Origin of the sequence: Kitasatospora kazusensis (genome assembly GCF_039529945.1) — a bacterium.
In the GTDB taxonomy this organism is placed as follows: domain Bacteria; phylum Actinomycetota; class Actinomycetes; order Streptomycetales; family Streptomycetaceae; genus Kitasatospora; species Kitasatospora kazusensis.
In genome coordinates, this window is sequence record NZ_BAAANT010000074.1 from 1 (window position 1) to 16,453 (window position 16,453).

The window sequence follows — 16,453 nt, forward strand, 5'->3', positions numbered from 1 at the left end:
GCCGGGGAAGCTCACCCCGGCCGCGCCGCTCGACCCGGCCGCGCTGCGGCAGCTGTCCCGGCACGCGAGCGACGTGCTCTCGCCCGCCGGCCGGATGGCGGACGCGCCGTCGCTGGCCGAGGCGGGAGCCCACTTGTCGATCGCGCTCGCCGCGTTCAACCCGCTGCTCACGCCCGCCGAGGGCGCGCAGGACATCGACCGCCTGGCGGACGCTGAGCACGCGCTCGACCACCTGCACCGGACGACCAACTACGTGCGCGAGCATGCGGTGGAGAGCGTGTCCGAGGAGGAGCGGGAGGCCCGGCACGCGGGGATGATCGCCAGCTGCCTGGAGGAGGGGCTGACGGTCGTCGGCTCGCTCACCGCCGAGTTGCTGATGGCCAAGGGCCGCCGGATCACCGTCCGGCTGACCACGGACGACGCCTACCAGACCATCCGGCTGGAGGAGCCGGGGGAGGAGCCCCGGACGCTGCGGCTCTCCGGCCGCGACCGCCTGGAGCTCCACCACGGGCTGCACGAGATCGGCCGGATCGTCTGGCTGATGCTGCGCGCCGAGGACGGCCAGCGGTGAGCGCCGAGGCCGACCGGTTCCGCCGGGTGCAGCCGGCCTTCGCGGTGCTGCGCCCGGCCACGGTCCGCCGCATCGGCATCGAGGCCGAGGAGAAGCTGTTGCCGTCGATGCTGGAGGAAAACCCGGAGCCGCTGGCCGCCGCGGCCTGGCAGATGGCGATCGCCTTCCGCGCGCTCGGCGACCTGATCGAGTCCGGCTCGGACCAGGCGGTGGCGACCGGCGAGGACGTCGCCACCCGGCTGCAGTCCGCGCTGGAGGACGTGCACCGGCACCTGGGCCAGAAGGTGCCCGCCGGGCGGCTCGCCGAGCGCTCCTTCGAGCGGCAGGTCGACCGGATCGACACGGGGGAGGCCGCGATCGGCGCGGTGACCGTCGAGGTGGTGCTGGCCGAGGGCGCGCGGGCCGCGACGGTCCACCTGGCCCAGGAGCGGCCCGACGCCCCGGTGCAGATCACCGGCGACGTGAAGAAGGCCGGCGGACAGCTCGACGGCGCCGCGCACCTCGACGTCCAGGCCGGGCTGGAGATGGTGGCCCGCGCGCTCGCCCCGTACGTCGAGGAGTCGGCCACCCGCCCGATCTGACCGACCCGCCGCTGCCCGCCGACCCGGCCCGCCCGGGGAGGCGGGCAGCGCCGTTCCCGAGGGTGCGCACCCGCTGCGCACCCGTCCCGAGCAGGTGGGCACCGGGTGCGCACCCGGCCGTCGGCGGGGTGCAACCCGGGTTGCTGCCCGGGGTACCCGGGCGCTTGCCGCCCCGGGGCCCCGGCCCCGGTCGGCACTCCCCGGCGCGCATCCCGAGCGATGGCCCGGCCCGCCGTTCGCGCCGGGAAGCACCGCCCCCGAGCACCCCTGCCGGACCGCCGCGCGGGCCCTCGCCGGGGCAGCAAAAAGGGCGGCCCGAGAGCCGCCCGTATCGTCGCGGAGTGACGATACCTTAGTCCTCCTGTTGATCAAGGTTCCGTTTCGAGTCCCCTTTCGAGTCCCGTTTGGGGTCTCGTACCGGGTCCTCTTTCGGGTTCCGTTTCGGGTTCCCCAGCAGGGCCTGCGGCGGTCGTCAGGACAAGGGGTCTGACCTGCGGGACAAGGGGGTCACGGGTGCGGGTCCGGGGCGCCGACTACTTCCCTGGGGACCTCTCCGGTGGCCACCCGGTCCAGGAAAGCGATCACCCGGGCGCCGTCCGGCGAGTCGAGCACCGCGTCGACCAGCCGCACCAGCCGCGGGTCGAGGGCGGTCTCCAGCAGCTCGGCGGCGAGCCGGTCCACGTAGTCCATGCCGCCGATGATGAGGCCGGACGGACGGCCGCGCCGGGCGGCCACGCCGAAGGCCGGCGGCCCCGCGCGCCGGTTTCGTCTCTGGTTTCGGATCTGGTGGCGGCTCTGGTTTCGCACGCGGTTTCGTCTCTGGTTTCGTCTAGAAACTAACCAGCCGCCGCCGCGCCGACGTCGTGGCAGGTCAGGGCCCGGTTAGTTTCGCGGCCGACGCCGACTTCTCTCTGTGGGGTCCGGCGCTCGATTGGTCGCGCTCCGGAGCCGCTGGGGCTCCTCTCCCCTCCGGCCGGGCGGCCTGGTGCTGCGCACCGTCGGCGGCGCCGGGAAGGGGTGCTGCGCCGCCGCCAGCGGGCCGTGCTCAGAGCATCTGCAAGAGGTGTCTGGTCGGTCGCTCGGGTCGTGATGCATAGGAGTGGGTGGTCGGTCGGTGGCCTTGATCATCTCGAAGTGTCTGAGGTGTGGCCGTTCGTGATCTTCGGTTTCCGGTGTCGGTCTCGGTGGTCCGTCGGCTCGGTGATGCAAGGGTGTGATGACCGTGATCATGGTCGGCCGATGGCAATGCACATGGTGTGGCGAGACGGGTGGTGCCGGGCGGTCGGGGCGGTCGTTGGGCAGGGCATGAAGACGTGGTCGAGGTCGGTGGTCGGTGGCAGGGCGGCCGGGAGGTCGGGGCCGGTGGTGCGGTGCGGGCCGGCGGTGCGGTGTTCGGGTGGCGGGGGTCGGCGGTGACGGGGTCGGTGGCCTGGGTGGATCAGGAGGGGACGGGGCGGCATCGGAGGCCGAGGGGTGAGGCTGCGCCGGAGGTTCCGCCGGCTCGGTACCAGCACCGCAAGCCGCGGCTGGAGGAGCTGCCCTCGCTGCCCGTGGTCGAGGTCCGGGTGCGGCCGGAGGAGGTCGAGGAGCGGGAGCCCGCGCCGGTCGTCTCGCTGAGCGGCTACCGGCAGCGGCGCGGTCGCCGCCGGGTGGGCACCACGTGATCGCGGCGGGGGAGGGGCGGTGGATGTCACCCGAAGGCCGTGCCGCGCCCCTCAGCGGCCCGCTACGGTCGGCGCATGACTGCTCACACCTCGATCCTGATCCACCCCGACGGCCGCGCCGAGTGGGTCGCGGACAAGACCGTCGCCGAGAAGGCGCTCGGCAACTACGGCGTCGGCCGGGCCTGGCTCACCGACGCCGCGCTCGGCCTGCGGATCAGCATGTCCGACTGCGCGCTGGTCATGCCGGAGGAGTTCCCGGCGAACCCGTTCGCCGTGAAGGTGCTGGCCCACGTCGCGGGCTTCGACCCTGCGGACGCCCAGCCGACGCGCGGCCCGGTCGTGCTGTGGGGCTTCGACGGCCGCAACGAGTGGGACAGCAGCCGGCCGCTGACCGAGCGGGAGCGGGTCGTCATCACCGAGGCCCTGGCCGTCGCCGGGTGCACGACCGGCTGACCGACGTCGACGTGCACCACCAGGTCGTCGCCGAGGGCCGGTTAGTTCGCCCCGGGGCTCCTGGTTAGTTTCACCGCCGGCGTTCTTTCCATCGCAGGTCAGGGCAGGTGCGCACCCCTGCACACCCCGGGTGCGCACCCCCGGTGCCCGGCCGCACCGCGCGACGTCGGCGACGGCCTGGTCCCCGGCGACGTCGCCGGGTCGGTCCGTTCCGGGGGTGGCTGTGACGGCCCTCGCCGTTCGCCGTGAAGGCCGGCCATCGTCCTGCACCACAGGGTCGGGGCTCGCGGGTGGTCCCCTCGGTGGGCGGCTCGCGGTGGTGGCCGCGGGGTGGTGGTGCCGTTCGGCTCGGCCGCCGTCAAGGCGGTCGACCCTCCGGGGAGTTTCGGCGGTGGAGCGAAGCGGAGGCGGCGAAAGTCTTCGGAGGGTTTGCCGGGCGGTGCCGCCGGCCCGTGGCAGGGTTCGGAGGCGTCCACCGAGGGGACCACCCGCGTCCCGGCCCGCACCACCCACAGAGGGTCAGACACCAAGATCACGAGAGCCCCCTTCCCCTTGGAGGTGGCCCGTCGGAGACAGCCGTGAGGTGAGCCGGAGCGCCCTCCGTCGGCAGGGGAGGGGTCGGTGCGGAACCCGGGCGAACCGGACACCCGCTTTAGAACCCGTTACGTAACGGGTTATGACGCCCGGTCCGGTTCAGGGGTGGTCGGCGGGCGGCGCGAGCGGAGCCGACGGGGTGGGCCACGGGCGGGGCGGGGGCAGCGCCGCGGCGAGGTTGGAGAAGAGCTCGTAGACCCGCCAGCCCAGGAAGGCGACCACCAGCAACGTTACGGTCAGTGACAGTTTCGACCGGGTCACCAGGGTGACCGCGCCGCGCAGGAGCTGCCGGTTGGCGCTCTCCCACGCGGGGGCCGGCGACGTCCAGGGGAGGGGCCGGGCGGACGCGGGCGGAGCGTCGACGGGGGTGATGCTCTGCTGCTCGGGCTCCCGGCCGTCGTGCACGGCGTCGATGTGCCGCCGCTGCTCGTCGTACGCCTCGAAGGGGTACTGGTGGTCGCTGACGGTGCGGCAGACCCCGCAGCGGTAGCGGTGCAAGATCGTCGTCCCCTTCCGGCGAAGGCGTAGTCGAGGGCTGTAGTCGGGCGTGTAGTCGGGCCTGTAGTCGTGTGGTTTTCGCAGGTCAGCCGCCGGGTGTAGTCGAGGCCGGCGGGGCCCTGGCCCTCCCCGGGGGAGAGGGGCGGGAAGGGGCTGTCCGAGCATGCCAGAGCCCCCGCCCGGCCGGTGGCCGAACGGGGGCTCTGGTGGTGGGTGGAGAGGGAGGGTCAGACGGCCTCGGCGTGGACGGGCTCGGGGACCTCCTGGACGGGCAGCCGGGGAGGGTGCCCGAGGTGGGCGGTGAAGCCCGCCACGGAGAAGCCCGGGGAGACCGACTTCCCAACCCGGATCTTGCGCTCCACGGGGAGGCCGGCGTCCCGCGCGACGGCGCCGAAATCCCGGGTGCTGCACGCAGGGTAAATGCCGTGCCGCTGGAGGGTGGCCAGCACCTCCGAGAGGTGGACGTGCCCGCGGCCCTCGTCGGTGGTCGCGCGGATGGCCACCATGCACTCGACGGTGGAGGCCAGTTCGGCGTCCGCCAGCGCGGTGCGGGGGAGGTCGGCCGGGTCCTCGTCCTCGTCGTCCTGGTCGTCCTCGTCGGAGTCGACGTCGTCGCCGTCGAGCAGCTGCTCGACGTCCTCCTCGGCGGCCTTCACCGGGGCGGGGGCGTGGATCAGCGCGGCGATCCACCACACCCCGGCCAGCAGGCCGAAGCCGGGCCCGACCCAGGGGCGGGCCAGGGACCAGACCAGCGGCCCGCCGACGACGAGCAGCAGCGCCGCGGCGCCGGCGGAGTCCTTGAACTTCTCGAAGCTCGCCTTGCGGGCGGCCTTCGCCCGTTCCAGCTCGACCTCGCGGGCCGCCACCTGCCCGGCCTCCTGGGCCTGGAGGAGCGCGGCGCGCTTGACCGGGTCGGTCTCGGCGATCAGCTTCTTGGCGAAGGCGATCTCGGCGGCCTCGGCGACCTCGGCGGCGATCCGCTCCCGCCTGGCCTGGAGCGCGGCGGCCTCGGCGCGCCGCGCACGGTGGGGCGTCATCAGCTTGTGGATCAGGACGGGGGTTCCGGTGCACAGGCCGGTGACCGGCCACAGCAGGGTGGCGCGCAGGCCCTCGGTGGGGATGATCTTCTCCATGGCGGTCAGTGGATGAACGAGGTGATGAGGCCGGTCAGGACGCTGGCCGGGATGGCCCACAGGCCGCCGGCGGCGGCGAACAGGGACGGGGCGACCGCGCCGCACAGCGCGTCCTTCCAGGCCCGCGGCTTGAGCCCGAACACCGCGAGGGTCAGCACGGCGGCCGTCGCACCGGTCTGCCACTCGCCCAGCGCGGCGTTGCCCTGCATCGAGGCGCTGAGCTGCTGGCCGACCCCCGAGAGCTGCTGGAACGCGGTGCCCGCGTTGGCGGCCAGCAGGCCGATGCCGAACGCCCAGTACGGGACGTGGTCGGGGTCGACCTTGATCTTGTTCTTCCCGCGGACACCGACGTACAGGTACATGGTGGTGACGGTGGCGGCGCCGCCCGTGCCGAGTGCGATGAGGCTGCTCATGGTGGTGGTCTCCTTCGGGATGATCAGTGCAGGGGGAGGGCGGCGAGGACGTTGCCGAGGCCGAGCGCGACGGCGAGGCCGGAGGCGACCGGGATGCGGGCCAGGACCATCAGCGCGAGCGGGAAGGGCCCGGTGACCTCGCTGACGCGGAGTCGGCCCCGGTCGCGCATGTGCAGGTCGAGGGCCCAGCCGAAGGCCGCGAGCAGCAGGCCGACGTACGGCCCGCCCGGGGTGATGATCTGGACGAGGCCGGTCATGCAGCCGGCGGTGGCGCTGATCGCGGTCAGCACGCACCAGCGGCGGAAGCGCCGGGTGCGGTCGGAGGGGCCGGTGGCGCGGGCGGCCCGGCGGCGCTGGCGGCGGGCCCGGTTCTTGGCCTCGCGCTGGTCGGCGAGCTGCTGCTGACGGTGGCGCTTGGTGCGCTGCTCGGGGGTCTCCCCGGCGGCGGCCAGGTGCGCGTCCTCCTCGGCACGGGCCCGCAGCTTGGCGGTCTCGCGCTCGGTCTGCAGGCGGGCGGCCCGGTCCTCGGGGGTCTCGGTGATCCGGGCGCCGAGCATGTCGACCAGGCCCACCAGGTCGTCCCGGTGGAGTGGCCGGTCGGGGGTGAGGATCTTCTCGACCCGGTGGCGCTCGGCCTTCTCGGCGGTGGTCTCCCCTGCGGCGGCGAACGCGGCGTCGCGCTCGGCCCGCTGGGCCTTGACCAGGGCCTCGTACTCGACCTGCTGGCGGGCGTACCGCTGTGGCTCGGTCTCGGTGAGGAGCTGGCCGACCTGCTCGCCGACCTGCGAGGCGATCGCGGTGGCCTGCTTGGCGAACAACTCCCCGGCCGGGGCCCAGAACGCGGCGGCGGCGGCCTCCACCGAGGGCAGGACGGGGCCGGTGCCGAGCGGCACCGGGATGTGGACGCCGGGCACCGGCTGGGCCGGGATCTCCTTGCGCCACCACTCGGTGACGACCTCGATGGCGGGCTCGGCGGCCGGCGGCATGCCGACGGTGGGCGGCTCGGACGGGGGCGGGGGGATGGTCACCGGGCACCCCGGCGAAGGACGTAGACGGCCACGCCACCGAGGACGGCGGACGCGACGTACCAGGCGAGCAGCAGCCAGCCGATCAGGTCGAAGTGCATCGGTTCTCCCAGGTCAGGGGAGGTGCGCACCCCCGGTGTGCGGGGGTGCGCACCTGCGTGGTGGTCAGGTGGTGGGCTGGCCGAGCTGGTTGTTGCTGTGGTCGGTGTGCGGGGCGTAGACCACGTGCCCGTTGGCGCGGGCCTCGTCGTAGTCGCTGCCGGTCCAGACCCGGCCGTTGCTGGCCGTGTGGTCCGGGGTCTCGGTGCGGGTCGAGGGCTTGGTCTCGGAGCGGCGGAACATCAGCAGCCCCCGATCTGGCCGGTGATGGTGAACGGCCTGCCGTTGAGCTCGCACGCGGCGTGGAACTCGGCGGCGCCGCCCTGGCCGTCGCTGACCTGGACCGTGTGGACCCACTGCTGTCGGATGAGGTCGCGCACGTCCTCGACGCTGAGCGGCTGGTCAGCGCGGTAGCCCTCGCCGTCGGGGCGGACGACGCCCAGGCCGGGCAGGTTGATCGGCTTGCTCACTGGGACTCACCGCCCAGCAGGGCGCGCAGGAGGCGGGCCGCGGCGGCGCCGGCCACCTTGCGGGCGGCCGGGGTGATCGGGGGGATCGGGAGAGGCTTCGGGGTAGCGTCGGGCATTGCTGGTCCCTTCACGGAGGGGTTGGTGCCCCGCCCGGGAGCTGTGAGAGGTGACCCGGGCGGGGGTTCTGCGATGGCACTTGCGCGAAGCGGGTACCTAGGTACTACGCTGTGGTACCGAGGTACTACAGAGCTTTTTAGCAGTAGTTCCCGGTCCCCTGCAAGGGGCTTGACCGTCCGTCACCGCAGAAGGAGTTGTTCGACATGGCGTCCGAATCCGTCGGCTATCTGGCGATCGCCGACCACTACCGGAGGCTGATCGCCGACCGGCAGATCGCAGACGGGCAGCGCCTCCCGTCGGTCCGCAAGATCGCGGACCAGTGGCACGTCGCCACCAAGACCGCCCAGCGCGCGCTCCAGGTGCTCCGCATGGAGGGCTTCGCCTCCCCGGTCACCGGGCTCGGGTACGCGGCCTCGTTCCGCCCGCACGAGTCGGCGGTCCTGCGGGTGAAGGTCAACGGCACGCGCCAGCGCGGCGAGCAGTACGCCGAGGGGGACGAGGCGCTGATCCTGTCCGCTGAGGTCACCCCCACGACCGGCCCCGCCGGCGACGTCCTCGGGGTGGAGCCGGGCAGCCCGGGGATTCTCCGCACGGGCATGGTGAAGCGCGGGGACAAGGTGATCCGCATGTCCCACAGCTGGTTCCCGGTTGAACTGGCGGACCTGGTCCCCGAGTTGCTGACCGTCGAGTCCACCGCGCCGGGCAACGTGGCCCGCATCGAGGCCGCGACCGGACGCCACACGGTCGTCACCGCCGACCACTTCACGGTCGACCTGCTGGGCCTCCAGCTCGCGCAGAGCTTCGGCGTGCCGCAGGGTGAGCCGATCCTCGCCCGCACCACAGTGAGGCACGACGGCCTGGGCGTCATCGAGTACGGGACCACCTGGTTCCCGCGCCACGTGGTCCTCGCCGTCGAGTACACCGACGCCGCCGACCACGCCAACTAACAAGAGCGGCCGACCCCGTGCAGCCGGGGTCGGCCCGCAGATCCACGAGGAGAGACCCACGTGAACCGCACCACCGAGTATGACCCGCGCACCGAGGTGCACACCCCCGTGCACCTCGGTGCGCAGGAGGTTCCCGCCCCGCACACCGAGCCGCACACCGACGAGCACATCCCCTTCCTGCTGCTCCTCGCGCTGATCGTCGGCGCCAGCGCCGTCGCCGCCGTCGCCATGGCGGCCAGCAGCTTCACGCTCGCCGAGCTGGGCACCGCGATCGGCTGGAAGGAGTGGGGCGGCTGGCTGGCGTGGAGCCTGCCGGTCAGCGTTGACCTGCTCGCCGCGGTCGCCGGCGTCGCCTGGCTCTCCAAGGGCGTCGCCGAGCAGGCCCGCCGCCTCGCCCGGACCATCACCCTGATCGCGGTCGCCACCTCGGTGCTGCTCAACGCGGTGTCGCACCTGGTGCAGTCCGGCTCGGTCAAGGTGGGGCCCTGGTTGGTGATCGCCGTCAGCACCGTGCCGCCGATCGTCGCGGCGGTTGGGCTGCACCTGGTCGTCACCGTCGTCCGCACCGCCGGTCGGCGGACCGCCGCCCCGGCTCCCGGCCGCCGTGGCCGGAAGCGCCGCCGGGCCGAGCGCCAGCAGGTGGTCCAGGCTCAGGTGAAGCCGGTGACGCTGCCGACGCAGCAGGCCCGGCCGGAGCCCGTGTCGGTCGCTCCGGCCGCCGCCGCTCCGGCCCCGGCCGAGCCGGTGGTCGAGTGGGAGCCGGTGACCGCCCCGGCCGCCGAGGAGCCCGTCGAGGTCTGGCCGGTCCCGGTCCAGGAGCCCGCGCCCGTCGAACAGCCGGCGGCCGTGCCCGCCCAGCTCCAGCTGGTCGAGTCCTCCGGCTGGCAGGTGCGCACCCCGGTGCACACCGGTGCTGACCAGCAGGTTGACGCCGAGGACGATGACGACGACGCCGTGGACGCGGCGGCCCGCGCCGACCGGGACCAGCTGATCGTCCGCGCCGCCGCCGAGGGCACCAGCCAGCGCGAGATCGCCCGCAAGGTGGGCTGCTCCGCCACCACCGTCCGCAACGTCCTCGCCCGGCACGCCGCTGCCCAGGAGGTGGCCTGATGAAGGTCTACCCCTGGCCGCCCGGACTGGTCGGCGACTACACGATGGAGCAGTTGGTCGCCGCCCTGGAGGCGTCCAACTCCGGCGAGTACCAGATGAATCCGTCCGTGGTGCAGAGCTGCACCCGGGAGTGGGAGCGCCGTCACGGGCTCACCCCTGACGGGGACTGACCAGCAGAAACGCCGCAGGGCCCGCCCCCCTGACGGGGGACGGGCCCTGACGGTCTCCTAGGTCACATCAAGCACTTTCGCGCCGTGTGCCTCACGTAGTGCTTCCGTCCGGCATGATCTACCCCAGTACGAAAGCTGGACCGAAGGGCCTGCCAGGGCCCCGCCGTCCCGCCGAACCCCCCGAACTGTCGCCACTGAACCGGCGAACGACAGCAGAGGAACCCGACGCTGACTAGCGTAACGGGTGAACCGCCCTCCGGCGCAACACCCCACGAGACTGGTGCACACCAAGGTGCGCACCCGGGTGCGCACCCCGCGCACCCCCAGGCCAGCGGCCCGGACGTCGCTCCCGCACGCGCGGTCGAGCGCCCGATCACCCCGGCCACCTTCACCGGCGACCCGGCACCTGCCGCCCGGCCCGAGCACGCCTCCCACCGGCACGAGGGCAGCCAGGCGCGGGCCGAGGTCCGCCCCGACCGGCGCGGCCGTCCCGGCCTGGCGGCCGTCGCCGCCGCCGAGAAGGCCGGCGGACTGAACCTCACCCGCGCGCAGGAGGCGGAGTTCCTCGCCCGCTCCGCCCGGGTGTTCGACCTGCTCAAGGCCAACGACCCGTCATATATCGCCCCAAACCCCCCGAAACGGTCAGAGACGGCACCTGGGGCGGCAGGGCAGACGGTGCGTCTCGGGAAGTTGGGAAAAAGTGCAACCCCCCCGGACGGCACTGGAGGCCGTTCCCGCAGGTCAGACCGGCAGGAGACGTCGCGTCAGAAGGGCGCGAAGGTTGCCGCCGCCAAGGCCCAGCGGAAGGCGGAGAACGCCCGCCGGGACCGCCTGGACGACTTCCGCGAGGGGCTCCAGCCGTACACCCCGGACGAGTCGTTCAAGGCGTGCAACCGGCTGCCCGTCCCCGCGGCTGCCCGGAAGGCCGCCGACGTCCCGATGACCTACGACGGGAAGCGGGCCCGGTGGACCCAGCTCCGCCAGTGCAAGCGCGTCCACACCTGCCCGACCTGCGGACAGGGCATCAAGGCCCAGCGCCGCGCCGACCTGGAGAAGGCCAACGGCCAGTGGGCGGAGGAGGGCCACGGCCTCGCCATGGGCACCTTCACCCTGCGGCACTACAGCCGCAGCAGCCTCAAGGACCTGATCAAGATCCAGCGCCTGGCCTGGGCGTACGCCTTCGGCAGGCACTCCGGGCAGCAGTGGCAGAAGGTCAAGGCCAAGTACGGCGTGACCTTCGACGTCCGGGTGTGGGAGACCACTTACGGCACCTCGAACGGGTGGCACCCGCACTTCCACGTGCAATACATGCTGGCCAAGCCGCTGACGGCCAAGCAGGCCGCCGACCTGGAGGACGTCCTGTACCGGCGGTGGTCGGCGGGCGTCGCCAAGGCCGGCGGCTACCTGCCCTCCCGCGAGCGCGGCGTGAAGCTGCTGGTGCCCAAGCCCGGCGAGGAGGCCGCGTTCGCCAAGTACATGGTCAAGGAGATGACCGGCGCCGACACCAAGACCGGCAAGAAGGGCCGGAGGACCCCCCACCAGATCGCCGAGGACTGGCTGGAGCGGGTCGAGGGCCTGGACGCCGAGGCCCGCAGGGCGATGCCTGCCAAGGACCGGCACGACCTCGCGCTGTGGCGCGAGTACGTCGCGGCGGCCCACGGCCAGCGGTACCTGCGCTGGTCGCCCGGCGCGAAGGCGTACTTCGGCATCGACACGCCGGACGACGACGACCAGGTGAAGACCCAGGAGGAGAAGGACGCGGAGGCGGCACCCGTGGTGCTGACCGTCGCCCTCGCCGCCTGGTTCGCCGGGGTCATCAGCCGTCGTGGCAGGTCACTGGCCATGCGCAAAGCCGTCGAGACCGGCGGCATGGGCAAGGTGCAGCTGCTCATCGAGGAGTGGAACGCCGAGGAGATCGAGCGCTGGTCGGCCACCGACCCGGCCAAGCGCCGCCGGGGCGGACCGGTGCAGATCGTCTGGGGCCGGGACGTCTGGGTGCCCGGCGAAGAGCCCGCCCCGGACACGCCCACGCCCAGCAGCGAGCTGAGCGGCGCCGACCCCGGAGCCGACCTGCTCGCCGAGTTCCGCGCCCGCGCCAAGGCCGAGGCCGACGCGAAGCCCCAACAGCTCGTGCTGTGCTGACCGCACACCAGGTGCGCACCCCCGCGCACCAGCCCCGATCGGGTGCGCACCCCGGTGCGCACCCCCGACCCGAGGAGACCCCGATGATCCCCCGCCGACCGCTCGGCCCCGGCTACAACCCGGAGCACCAGGCCGTCGCCGCCGCCCCGCGCCGCCGAGGCCGGACCGTCGCCGAGCAGGCCGCGCCCGCCGCGCAGACCTGGGAGGAGCGCCAGCAGGACATCAGCCGGATCGACGCGGTACTCGAGTTCCTGGTGGCGGAGGAGGACGGGCCGGTGGTGATGCTCGGTCAGGACTACCGTCGGCCGACCGATCGACCCCGGCCCGCGACCCTGGAGAAGGTGGTGATGGCCGAGGACTACTACGGCCAGCCGACCGACCGGCCCCGGCGCCCGCTCGTCCCGCGGACGCCCGAGGACCAGGCGCCGTCAGCCGGCTGACCCGGGTGGCCGCTCCCCCCGGCGCGAGCGCCGGGAGCCGGGCCCGAGGGGCCCGGCTGCTGGGCCTGTGACGTGCGGTCAGGCATCAGCGCTGGTGAGGCCGTCGCGGCGCACGGTCCAGGGCGTTGGCCGCCCAGTCCCGCACACCACGACGGAGCGAGCTAGGGATCGGCGCTTCGCTTGATCCTGCTCGCCTCCCCCTGGCTACGCTGCGGGGGAGGAAGGGGCCCGCCGCCCGGGGGGCGACGTGCCCGCCGGCCCGCGCCCTGGGGGGCGCGTGCTCGGCATCCGCGAGCGGCGAAAGGCGGCCTCGGTGGCCAGCAGGACGGGGCGGCTGACGGCCGCGGGCAAGCGCGAGCACACGGTCTCGATCCGGCTCGGCGTGGACGAGCGGGCGGCCTGGGAGGCCGGCCGCGACGCCGCTGAGCGGAAGGAGACCGCGAACTGGGCGCGGGCGGTGATCAACGAGGTGCTGACCGGGGAGAAGGGCACGCCGGGTGAGCCGCCCCGAGTGCCGGAGGTCAACCACGGGGCCTACATGGCACTCGTCCGGGTGGGCAACGACTTGAACCAGCTCACTCGTGTGGTGCACAGCGGCGGCCTGCCGGTCGACCTGCTGCCGAAGCTGGCCGCCGCGATCGAGGCGGTCGGCGACGCGGCGCTGGTGGTGCGCGGGCTGCGCCCAGTCGGCGCCGTCGACCAGGACGACGACGAGGACCAGGCCGTCGAGGACGCCGAGCCGCTCGGGCCCGGGACCTGGGTGGACCCGGCGTGATCGCCAAGATCACCAAAGGGAAGAAGGCCAGCGGCGCGATCCGGTACGACTTCGGACCGGGCAGGCGCGACGAGCACGAGAACGCCCGGGTGCTGGCCGGGTCGGTGCCGGGCACGCCCCGGCAGGTGGCGAGGTTGATCGACCACCACACCCGGCCGTCGGGGATCGCCAAGCCGATCTGGCGGGCCAGCCTCTCCCTGCCCGACGAGGACGGAGTGCTCTCCGACGAGCGGTTCGCCGCCATCGCCACGGCGTACGTCGAGCGCATGGGCTACGGCGGGTGCCCCTGGGTGGTGGTGCGCCACGGTGACGACCACGTGCACATCACGGTGAGCCGGGTCGGCTGGGACCGCAGGACGGTGGACGACCACGGCGACTACCTCAAGAGCATGCCGATCGTCCGCGCGCTGGAGCGCGAGCACGGCCTGGTCGACGCCGGCGCGCTCTCCAACCGCCGGGCGCCGCAGGTCAGCGGGCAGGAGCGGGCGGCCAGCGAGCGCCGGGGCGCGGTCGAGCCGGAGCGGCTGGTGATCCGCGCGGCGGTCGCCGAGGCGGTGGCCGCCGCCGCCGGGCGCGGAAGGCCGGCCTTCGAGGCCGAGCTGCGCCAGCGCGGGGTGGACTTCCGGGCGAACGAGTCGAAGACCACCGGCCGCATGAACGGGTACAGCTTCTCCGTCCCGGCCTGGACCGACGCCGAGGGCGGGCAGGTCTGGGTGACCGCCAGCAAGACCGCCAAGGACTTCGCGTGGCAGAAGCTCGGCCCGGTGCTGGAGCCCAAGGCGGTGCCCGCCGAGGCGGCCGGGCCGGACCTGGCCGCGCTGCGCCTGGCCGAGGCCCGCGAGCGCGCCGTCGACCAGCGGGCGGAGGTGGTGCGCACCCTGCGCACCAACCCGGCTGGGACGGTTCCCGACCTGGTCAACGCGCTGCGCACCCTGCGCACCAACCTGGACACCAGGGAGAGCACCCTCGCCGCCGAGACCGCGACCGCGATGCGGCTCGACGGCCTGGTCTCCGGGGTCGGCATGGGTCCGCGCCGCGGTGAGCTCCACCGCCGGCGGATCGGGCTGCAGGCCGCCGTCGCCGCCGAGGCCGAGGCGGACGGGCACGCCACGACCGCCGGGCAGCACCGCCAGGAGGCCGCCGCCGCCCGCCAGGTCGAGGCGGACTCGAAGGCCGGCGCCGCCTCGCGCTGGCCGGGCCGGGCCAAGCGGGCGGCCGAAGCGGCGGCCACCGCCGCCGCCCTGGCGGCCCGCGCCGAGGCCGAGGCCGGGCGGCTGGAGGGACTGGCCGAGCGGGCGCTGGAGCGCGCCGCCGAGGCCGCCCCGGATGTGCGGGGCCGGTACGACGAGGCGCTGACCGCGCTGGAGAGCGGGTGGAAGCAGGAGGAGCGAGCCGCGATCGGCCAGGACGCCCAGGCCGCCCGACTCCAGCAGATCGACCATCAGCCGCCGCTCCAGGCCGCCCGGGTGGCCGTCGCCGAGGCCCGGCGCGGCGTCGAGCAGCTGCTCGCCGAGCAGGCCCGCCGCGCCGCGCTGCCGCCGGAGCGGCTCCAGCTGGAGGACCAGGTCCGCACCGACCTCGCCCGCGAGGTCACCGCCCGCGCCGCGAGGGCGGGCAGCACCACGGCCAGGCCGAGGAAGGCCGCGCCGAAGAAGGCCGGCCCCGCCGCGGCGGCCGAGCAGGCGGAGCACCTGCGACGGCAGCAGCAGGCCCGCAGGCCGGGCCCGGACACCCCGGGCCGATAGCCGGGGAGAAGACCCGGCGGCAGTTCCGCGCGGCTACCGGCCCCGATAGCCGCGCGGAAGGCGGGTGCGCACCCGGGTGCGCACCTGGTCTGACCAGCACCGGAACGGGTGCGCACCCCCGCCGGGCGGCCAGGGGGGAGGGGGCGCGCGCGGACCCGCCGCGCTCCCGCGAACTCCCGCGCGCTCTAGAACCCGTTACGTAACGGGTTCTAGGATGGGGGCAGAGCCCGGGACGCCCGTCGCGGTGCTCCCGGACCGTGCTGAGAGGGGCCCCGATGCCCAAGGTCAACCTGCTGCTGCCCGCCGAGCCCGACGTCCTGGGCGACCTCTACGCGCTGGAGGAGGGGCTGCTGATCCAGCTGCGCCCGCTCCCGGACGAGGATGGCGAGTCGTGGTCGCCGCTGCCCGGCCACGTCGACGGTGAGGTGATCTACCAGTCGTACCTGCGGGTCCTCGACGCCCTGGGGCGGGGCATGGGCGACGTGGTCTACGGCAGGGCCGACCTGGTCCCCGGGGTGCCGGTGCTGATCGGCGCCGACGGCCGCACGGAGCTGGTGCAGCTGCTCGATGTCGAGGTCGAGGCCCGGGACCTGATCCACCTGGGCTGGCTGCGGGACGAGCTGGGCAAGGCCGAGGACGACCTCTCGACGTTCCTCGACGATGTGGCCGGCGACCGGCACGCGCCGTGGTGGAGGGGTGAGGGCACCGACGGTGCGGCCGTCGCGCGCTGGGTCCGCCGCGCGCTGGCCCCGGTGCTCAAGACCGAGATCACGCGGGAGGCGGCGAAGGACCGGGCCGACCTGCTGGCCGTGGTCCGCGCCGGGGCGGGCCAGGAGCGGATCGAGCTGACGGCCGCGCAGGAGGAGTTGTACGGCCGGTTCATGGTCGACCTGATCCGGGCCACCGCCTCGACCCGGGTCGACGCCGAGCTCACCGCCTTCGCCACGGGCCTGCGGTGACTGAGGAGACCGGCGAGCCCGAGCAGCCGGCGGACCGGCCGAAGCGGAAGCCGAAGCCGAAGCGGCCCGCCACGCTGCGCGTGTGCGTCTGGTGCGGCACGCCGTTCGTCCCGGAGAACAAGCGCGGGCCCGCGCCGAGCTACTGCAAGCCCGGGTGCAGGGTGCGCGCGCACGAGGAGCGGACCCGCCAGCGGGAGCTGGCGGCGATCCACGGCCGCCACGAGCAGCAGCTCGACCGGATCTTCGGCGCGTTCGGCAAGGCCGGCGCGGCGAAGGCCCGCAAGGCCGCAGAGGAGGCCGAGGCCGAGCAGGCCGGGCCGGGCCCGCAGATCCGCGGCCAGGAAGAACTGACGTGGTAGCAGGGTGCGCACCTGGGTGCGCACCCGCTCCGACCTGCACCATCACCGACGAAGGGGAGACGACGATGACGACCTACGAGACCACCGCGGTGCCGGGGAAGCTCACCCCGGCCGCGCCGCTCGACCCGGCCGCGCTGCGGCAGCTGTCCCGGCACGCGAGCGACGTGCTCTCGCCCGCCGGCCGGATG

Annotated in this window: 20 protein-coding genes; 13 read left to right on the top strand and 7 right to left on the bottom strand. The window is 74.2% G+C overall.

The window, feature by feature from the left end; all coding sequences use genetic code 11:
• Positions 1-571: hypothetical protein (locus tag ABD330_RS30995; RefSeq protein WP_344469634.1), on the top strand; the 571-nt coding region annotated here is incomplete at its 5' end.
• A complete protein-coding gene (locus ABD330_RS31000; RefSeq protein WP_344469635.1) occupies positions 568-1,152 on the top strand; it encodes a hypothetical protein in 585 nt (194 codons plus the stop codon). The genes ABD330_RS30995 and ABD330_RS31000, both read left to right, overlap by 4 nt.
• A gap of 507 nt (positions 1,153-1,659) precedes the next feature.
• Here ABD330_RS31000 and ABD330_RS31005 read toward each other — a convergent pair.
• Positions 1,660-1,842: a hypothetical protein gene (locus ABD330_RS31005; protein WP_344469636.1), complete on the bottom strand. Its 183-nt coding sequence runs from the start codon at positions 1,840-1,842 to the stop codon at positions 1,660-1,662.
• 734 nt (positions 1,843-2,576) lie between these two features.
• On the opposite strand from ABD330_RS31005, the gene ABD330_RS31010 reads away from it, so the two are divergent.
• Both ABD330_RS31010 and ABD330_RS31015 read left to right on the top strand, forming a co-directional pair.
• The gene (locus ABD330_RS31010) at positions 2,577-2,816 is read left to right on the top strand and encodes a hypothetical protein (protein ID WP_344469637.1); all 240 of its coding nucleotides are present in this window, start codon (positions 2,577-2,579) and stop codon (positions 2,814-2,816) included.
• Between the two features lie 75 nt (positions 2,817-2,891).
• Positions 2,892-3,269, top strand: coding sequence for a hypothetical protein (locus tag ABD330_RS31015; RefSeq protein WP_344469638.1), 378 nt, complete (start codon positions 2,892-2,894; stop codon positions 3,267-3,269).
• A 693-nt stretch (positions 3,270-3,962) separates the two neighbouring features.
• Here the strand turns inward: ABD330_RS31015 and ABD330_RS31020 are convergent.
• From ABD330_RS31020 to ABD330_RS31045, 6 genes are all read right to left on the bottom strand, one after another.
• Positions 3,963-4,361 (bottom strand): hypothetical protein, encoded by a 399-nt coding sequence (locus ABD330_RS31020; protein WP_344469639.1) that lies wholly within the window; start codon positions 4,359-4,361, stop codon positions 3,963-3,965.
• Between the two features lie 227 nt (positions 4,362-4,588).
• A complete protein-coding gene (locus tag ABD330_RS31025) occupies positions 4,589-5,494 on the bottom strand; it encodes a hypothetical protein (RefSeq protein ID WP_344469640.1) in 906 nt (301 codons plus the stop codon).
• Positions 5,495-5,499: 5 nt separating this feature from the next.
• Positions 5,500-5,907: a hypothetical protein gene (locus tag ABD330_RS31030; RefSeq protein ID WP_344469641.1), complete on the bottom strand. Its 408-nt coding sequence runs from the start codon at positions 5,905-5,907 to the stop codon at positions 5,500-5,502.
• 23 nt (positions 5,908-5,930) lie between these two features.
• Entirely contained in the window at positions 5,931-6,935 is a 1,005-nt protein-coding gene (locus ABD330_RS31035; protein WP_344469642.1) for a hypothetical protein, read from the bottom strand.
• A 162-nt stretch (positions 6,936-7,097) separates the two neighbouring features.
• On the bottom strand, positions 7,098-7,274 hold the full coding sequence (locus ABD330_RS31040; protein ID WP_344469643.1) for a hypothetical protein: 177 nt from the start codon (positions 7,272-7,274) through the stop codon (positions 7,098-7,100).
• On the bottom strand, positions 7,274-7,501 hold the full coding sequence (locus ABD330_RS31045; protein ID WP_344469644.1) for a hypothetical protein: 228 nt from the start codon (positions 7,499-7,501) through the stop codon (positions 7,274-7,276). The genes ABD330_RS31040 and ABD330_RS31045 overlap by 1 nt, the downstream gene beginning before the upstream one ends.
• 320 nt (positions 7,502-7,821) lie before the next feature.
• Between ABD330_RS31045 and ABD330_RS31050 the strand changes: the two genes are divergently transcribed.
• The 9 genes from ABD330_RS31050 to ABD330_RS31090 all read left to right on the top strand — a co-directional run bounded on the left by ABD330_RS31050 (position 7,822) and on the right by ABD330_RS31090 (position 16,265).
• Positions 7,822-8,565 (top strand): GntR family transcriptional regulator, encoded by a 744-nt coding sequence (locus ABD330_RS31050; protein WP_344469645.1) that lies wholly within the window; start codon positions 7,822-7,824, stop codon positions 8,563-8,565.
• Positions 8,566-8,625: 60 nt separating this feature from the next.
• Entirely contained in the window at positions 8,626-9,675 is a 1,050-nt protein-coding gene (locus ABD330_RS31055) for a helix-turn-helix domain-containing protein (protein ID WP_344469646.1), read from the top strand.
• Positions 9,675-9,845, top strand: coding sequence for a hypothetical protein (locus ABD330_RS31060; protein WP_344469647.1), 171 nt, complete (start codon positions 9,675-9,677; stop codon positions 9,843-9,845). The genes ABD330_RS31055 and ABD330_RS31060 overlap by 1 nt, the downstream gene beginning before the upstream one ends.
• 690 nt (positions 9,846-10,535) lie before the next feature.
• The gene (locus ABD330_RS31065) at positions 10,536-11,987 is read left to right on the top strand and encodes a rep family protein (protein ID WP_344469648.1); all 1,452 of its coding nucleotides are present in this window, start codon (positions 10,536-10,538) and stop codon (positions 11,985-11,987) included.
• Positions 11,988-12,070: 83 nt separating this feature from the next.
• Positions 12,071-12,427, top strand: coding sequence for a hypothetical protein (locus ABD330_RS31070; protein WP_344469649.1), 357 nt, complete (start codon positions 12,071-12,073; stop codon positions 12,425-12,427).
• A 313-nt stretch (positions 12,428-12,740) separates the two neighbouring features.
• Positions 12,741-13,202 (top strand): hypothetical protein, encoded by a 462-nt coding sequence (locus ABD330_RS31075; RefSeq protein ID WP_344469650.1) that lies wholly within the window; start codon positions 12,741-12,743, stop codon positions 13,200-13,202.
• The gene (locus tag ABD330_RS31080) at positions 13,199-14,947 is read left to right on the top strand and encodes a relaxase/mobilization nuclease domain-containing protein (protein ID WP_344469652.1); all 1,749 of its coding nucleotides are present in this window, start codon (positions 13,199-13,201) and stop codon (positions 14,945-14,947) included. Before ABD330_RS31075 ends, ABD330_RS31080 begins: the two co-directional genes overlap by 4 nt.
• Positions 14,948-15,222: 275 nt before the next feature.
• Positions 15,223-15,906 carry a hypothetical protein gene (locus tag ABD330_RS31085; RefSeq protein WP_344469653.1) on the top strand — a complete coding sequence of 228 codons (684 nt, stop codon included), beginning with the start codon at positions 15,223-15,225 and terminating at the stop codon, positions 15,904-15,906.
• Positions 15,903-16,265 carry a hypothetical protein gene (locus ABD330_RS31090; RefSeq protein WP_344469654.1) on the top strand — a complete coding sequence of 121 codons (363 nt, stop codon included), beginning with the start codon at positions 15,903-15,905 and terminating at the stop codon, positions 16,263-16,265. The genes ABD330_RS31085 and ABD330_RS31090 overlap by 4 nt, the downstream gene beginning before the upstream one ends.
• Positions 16,266-16,453: the final 188 nt, after the last annotated feature.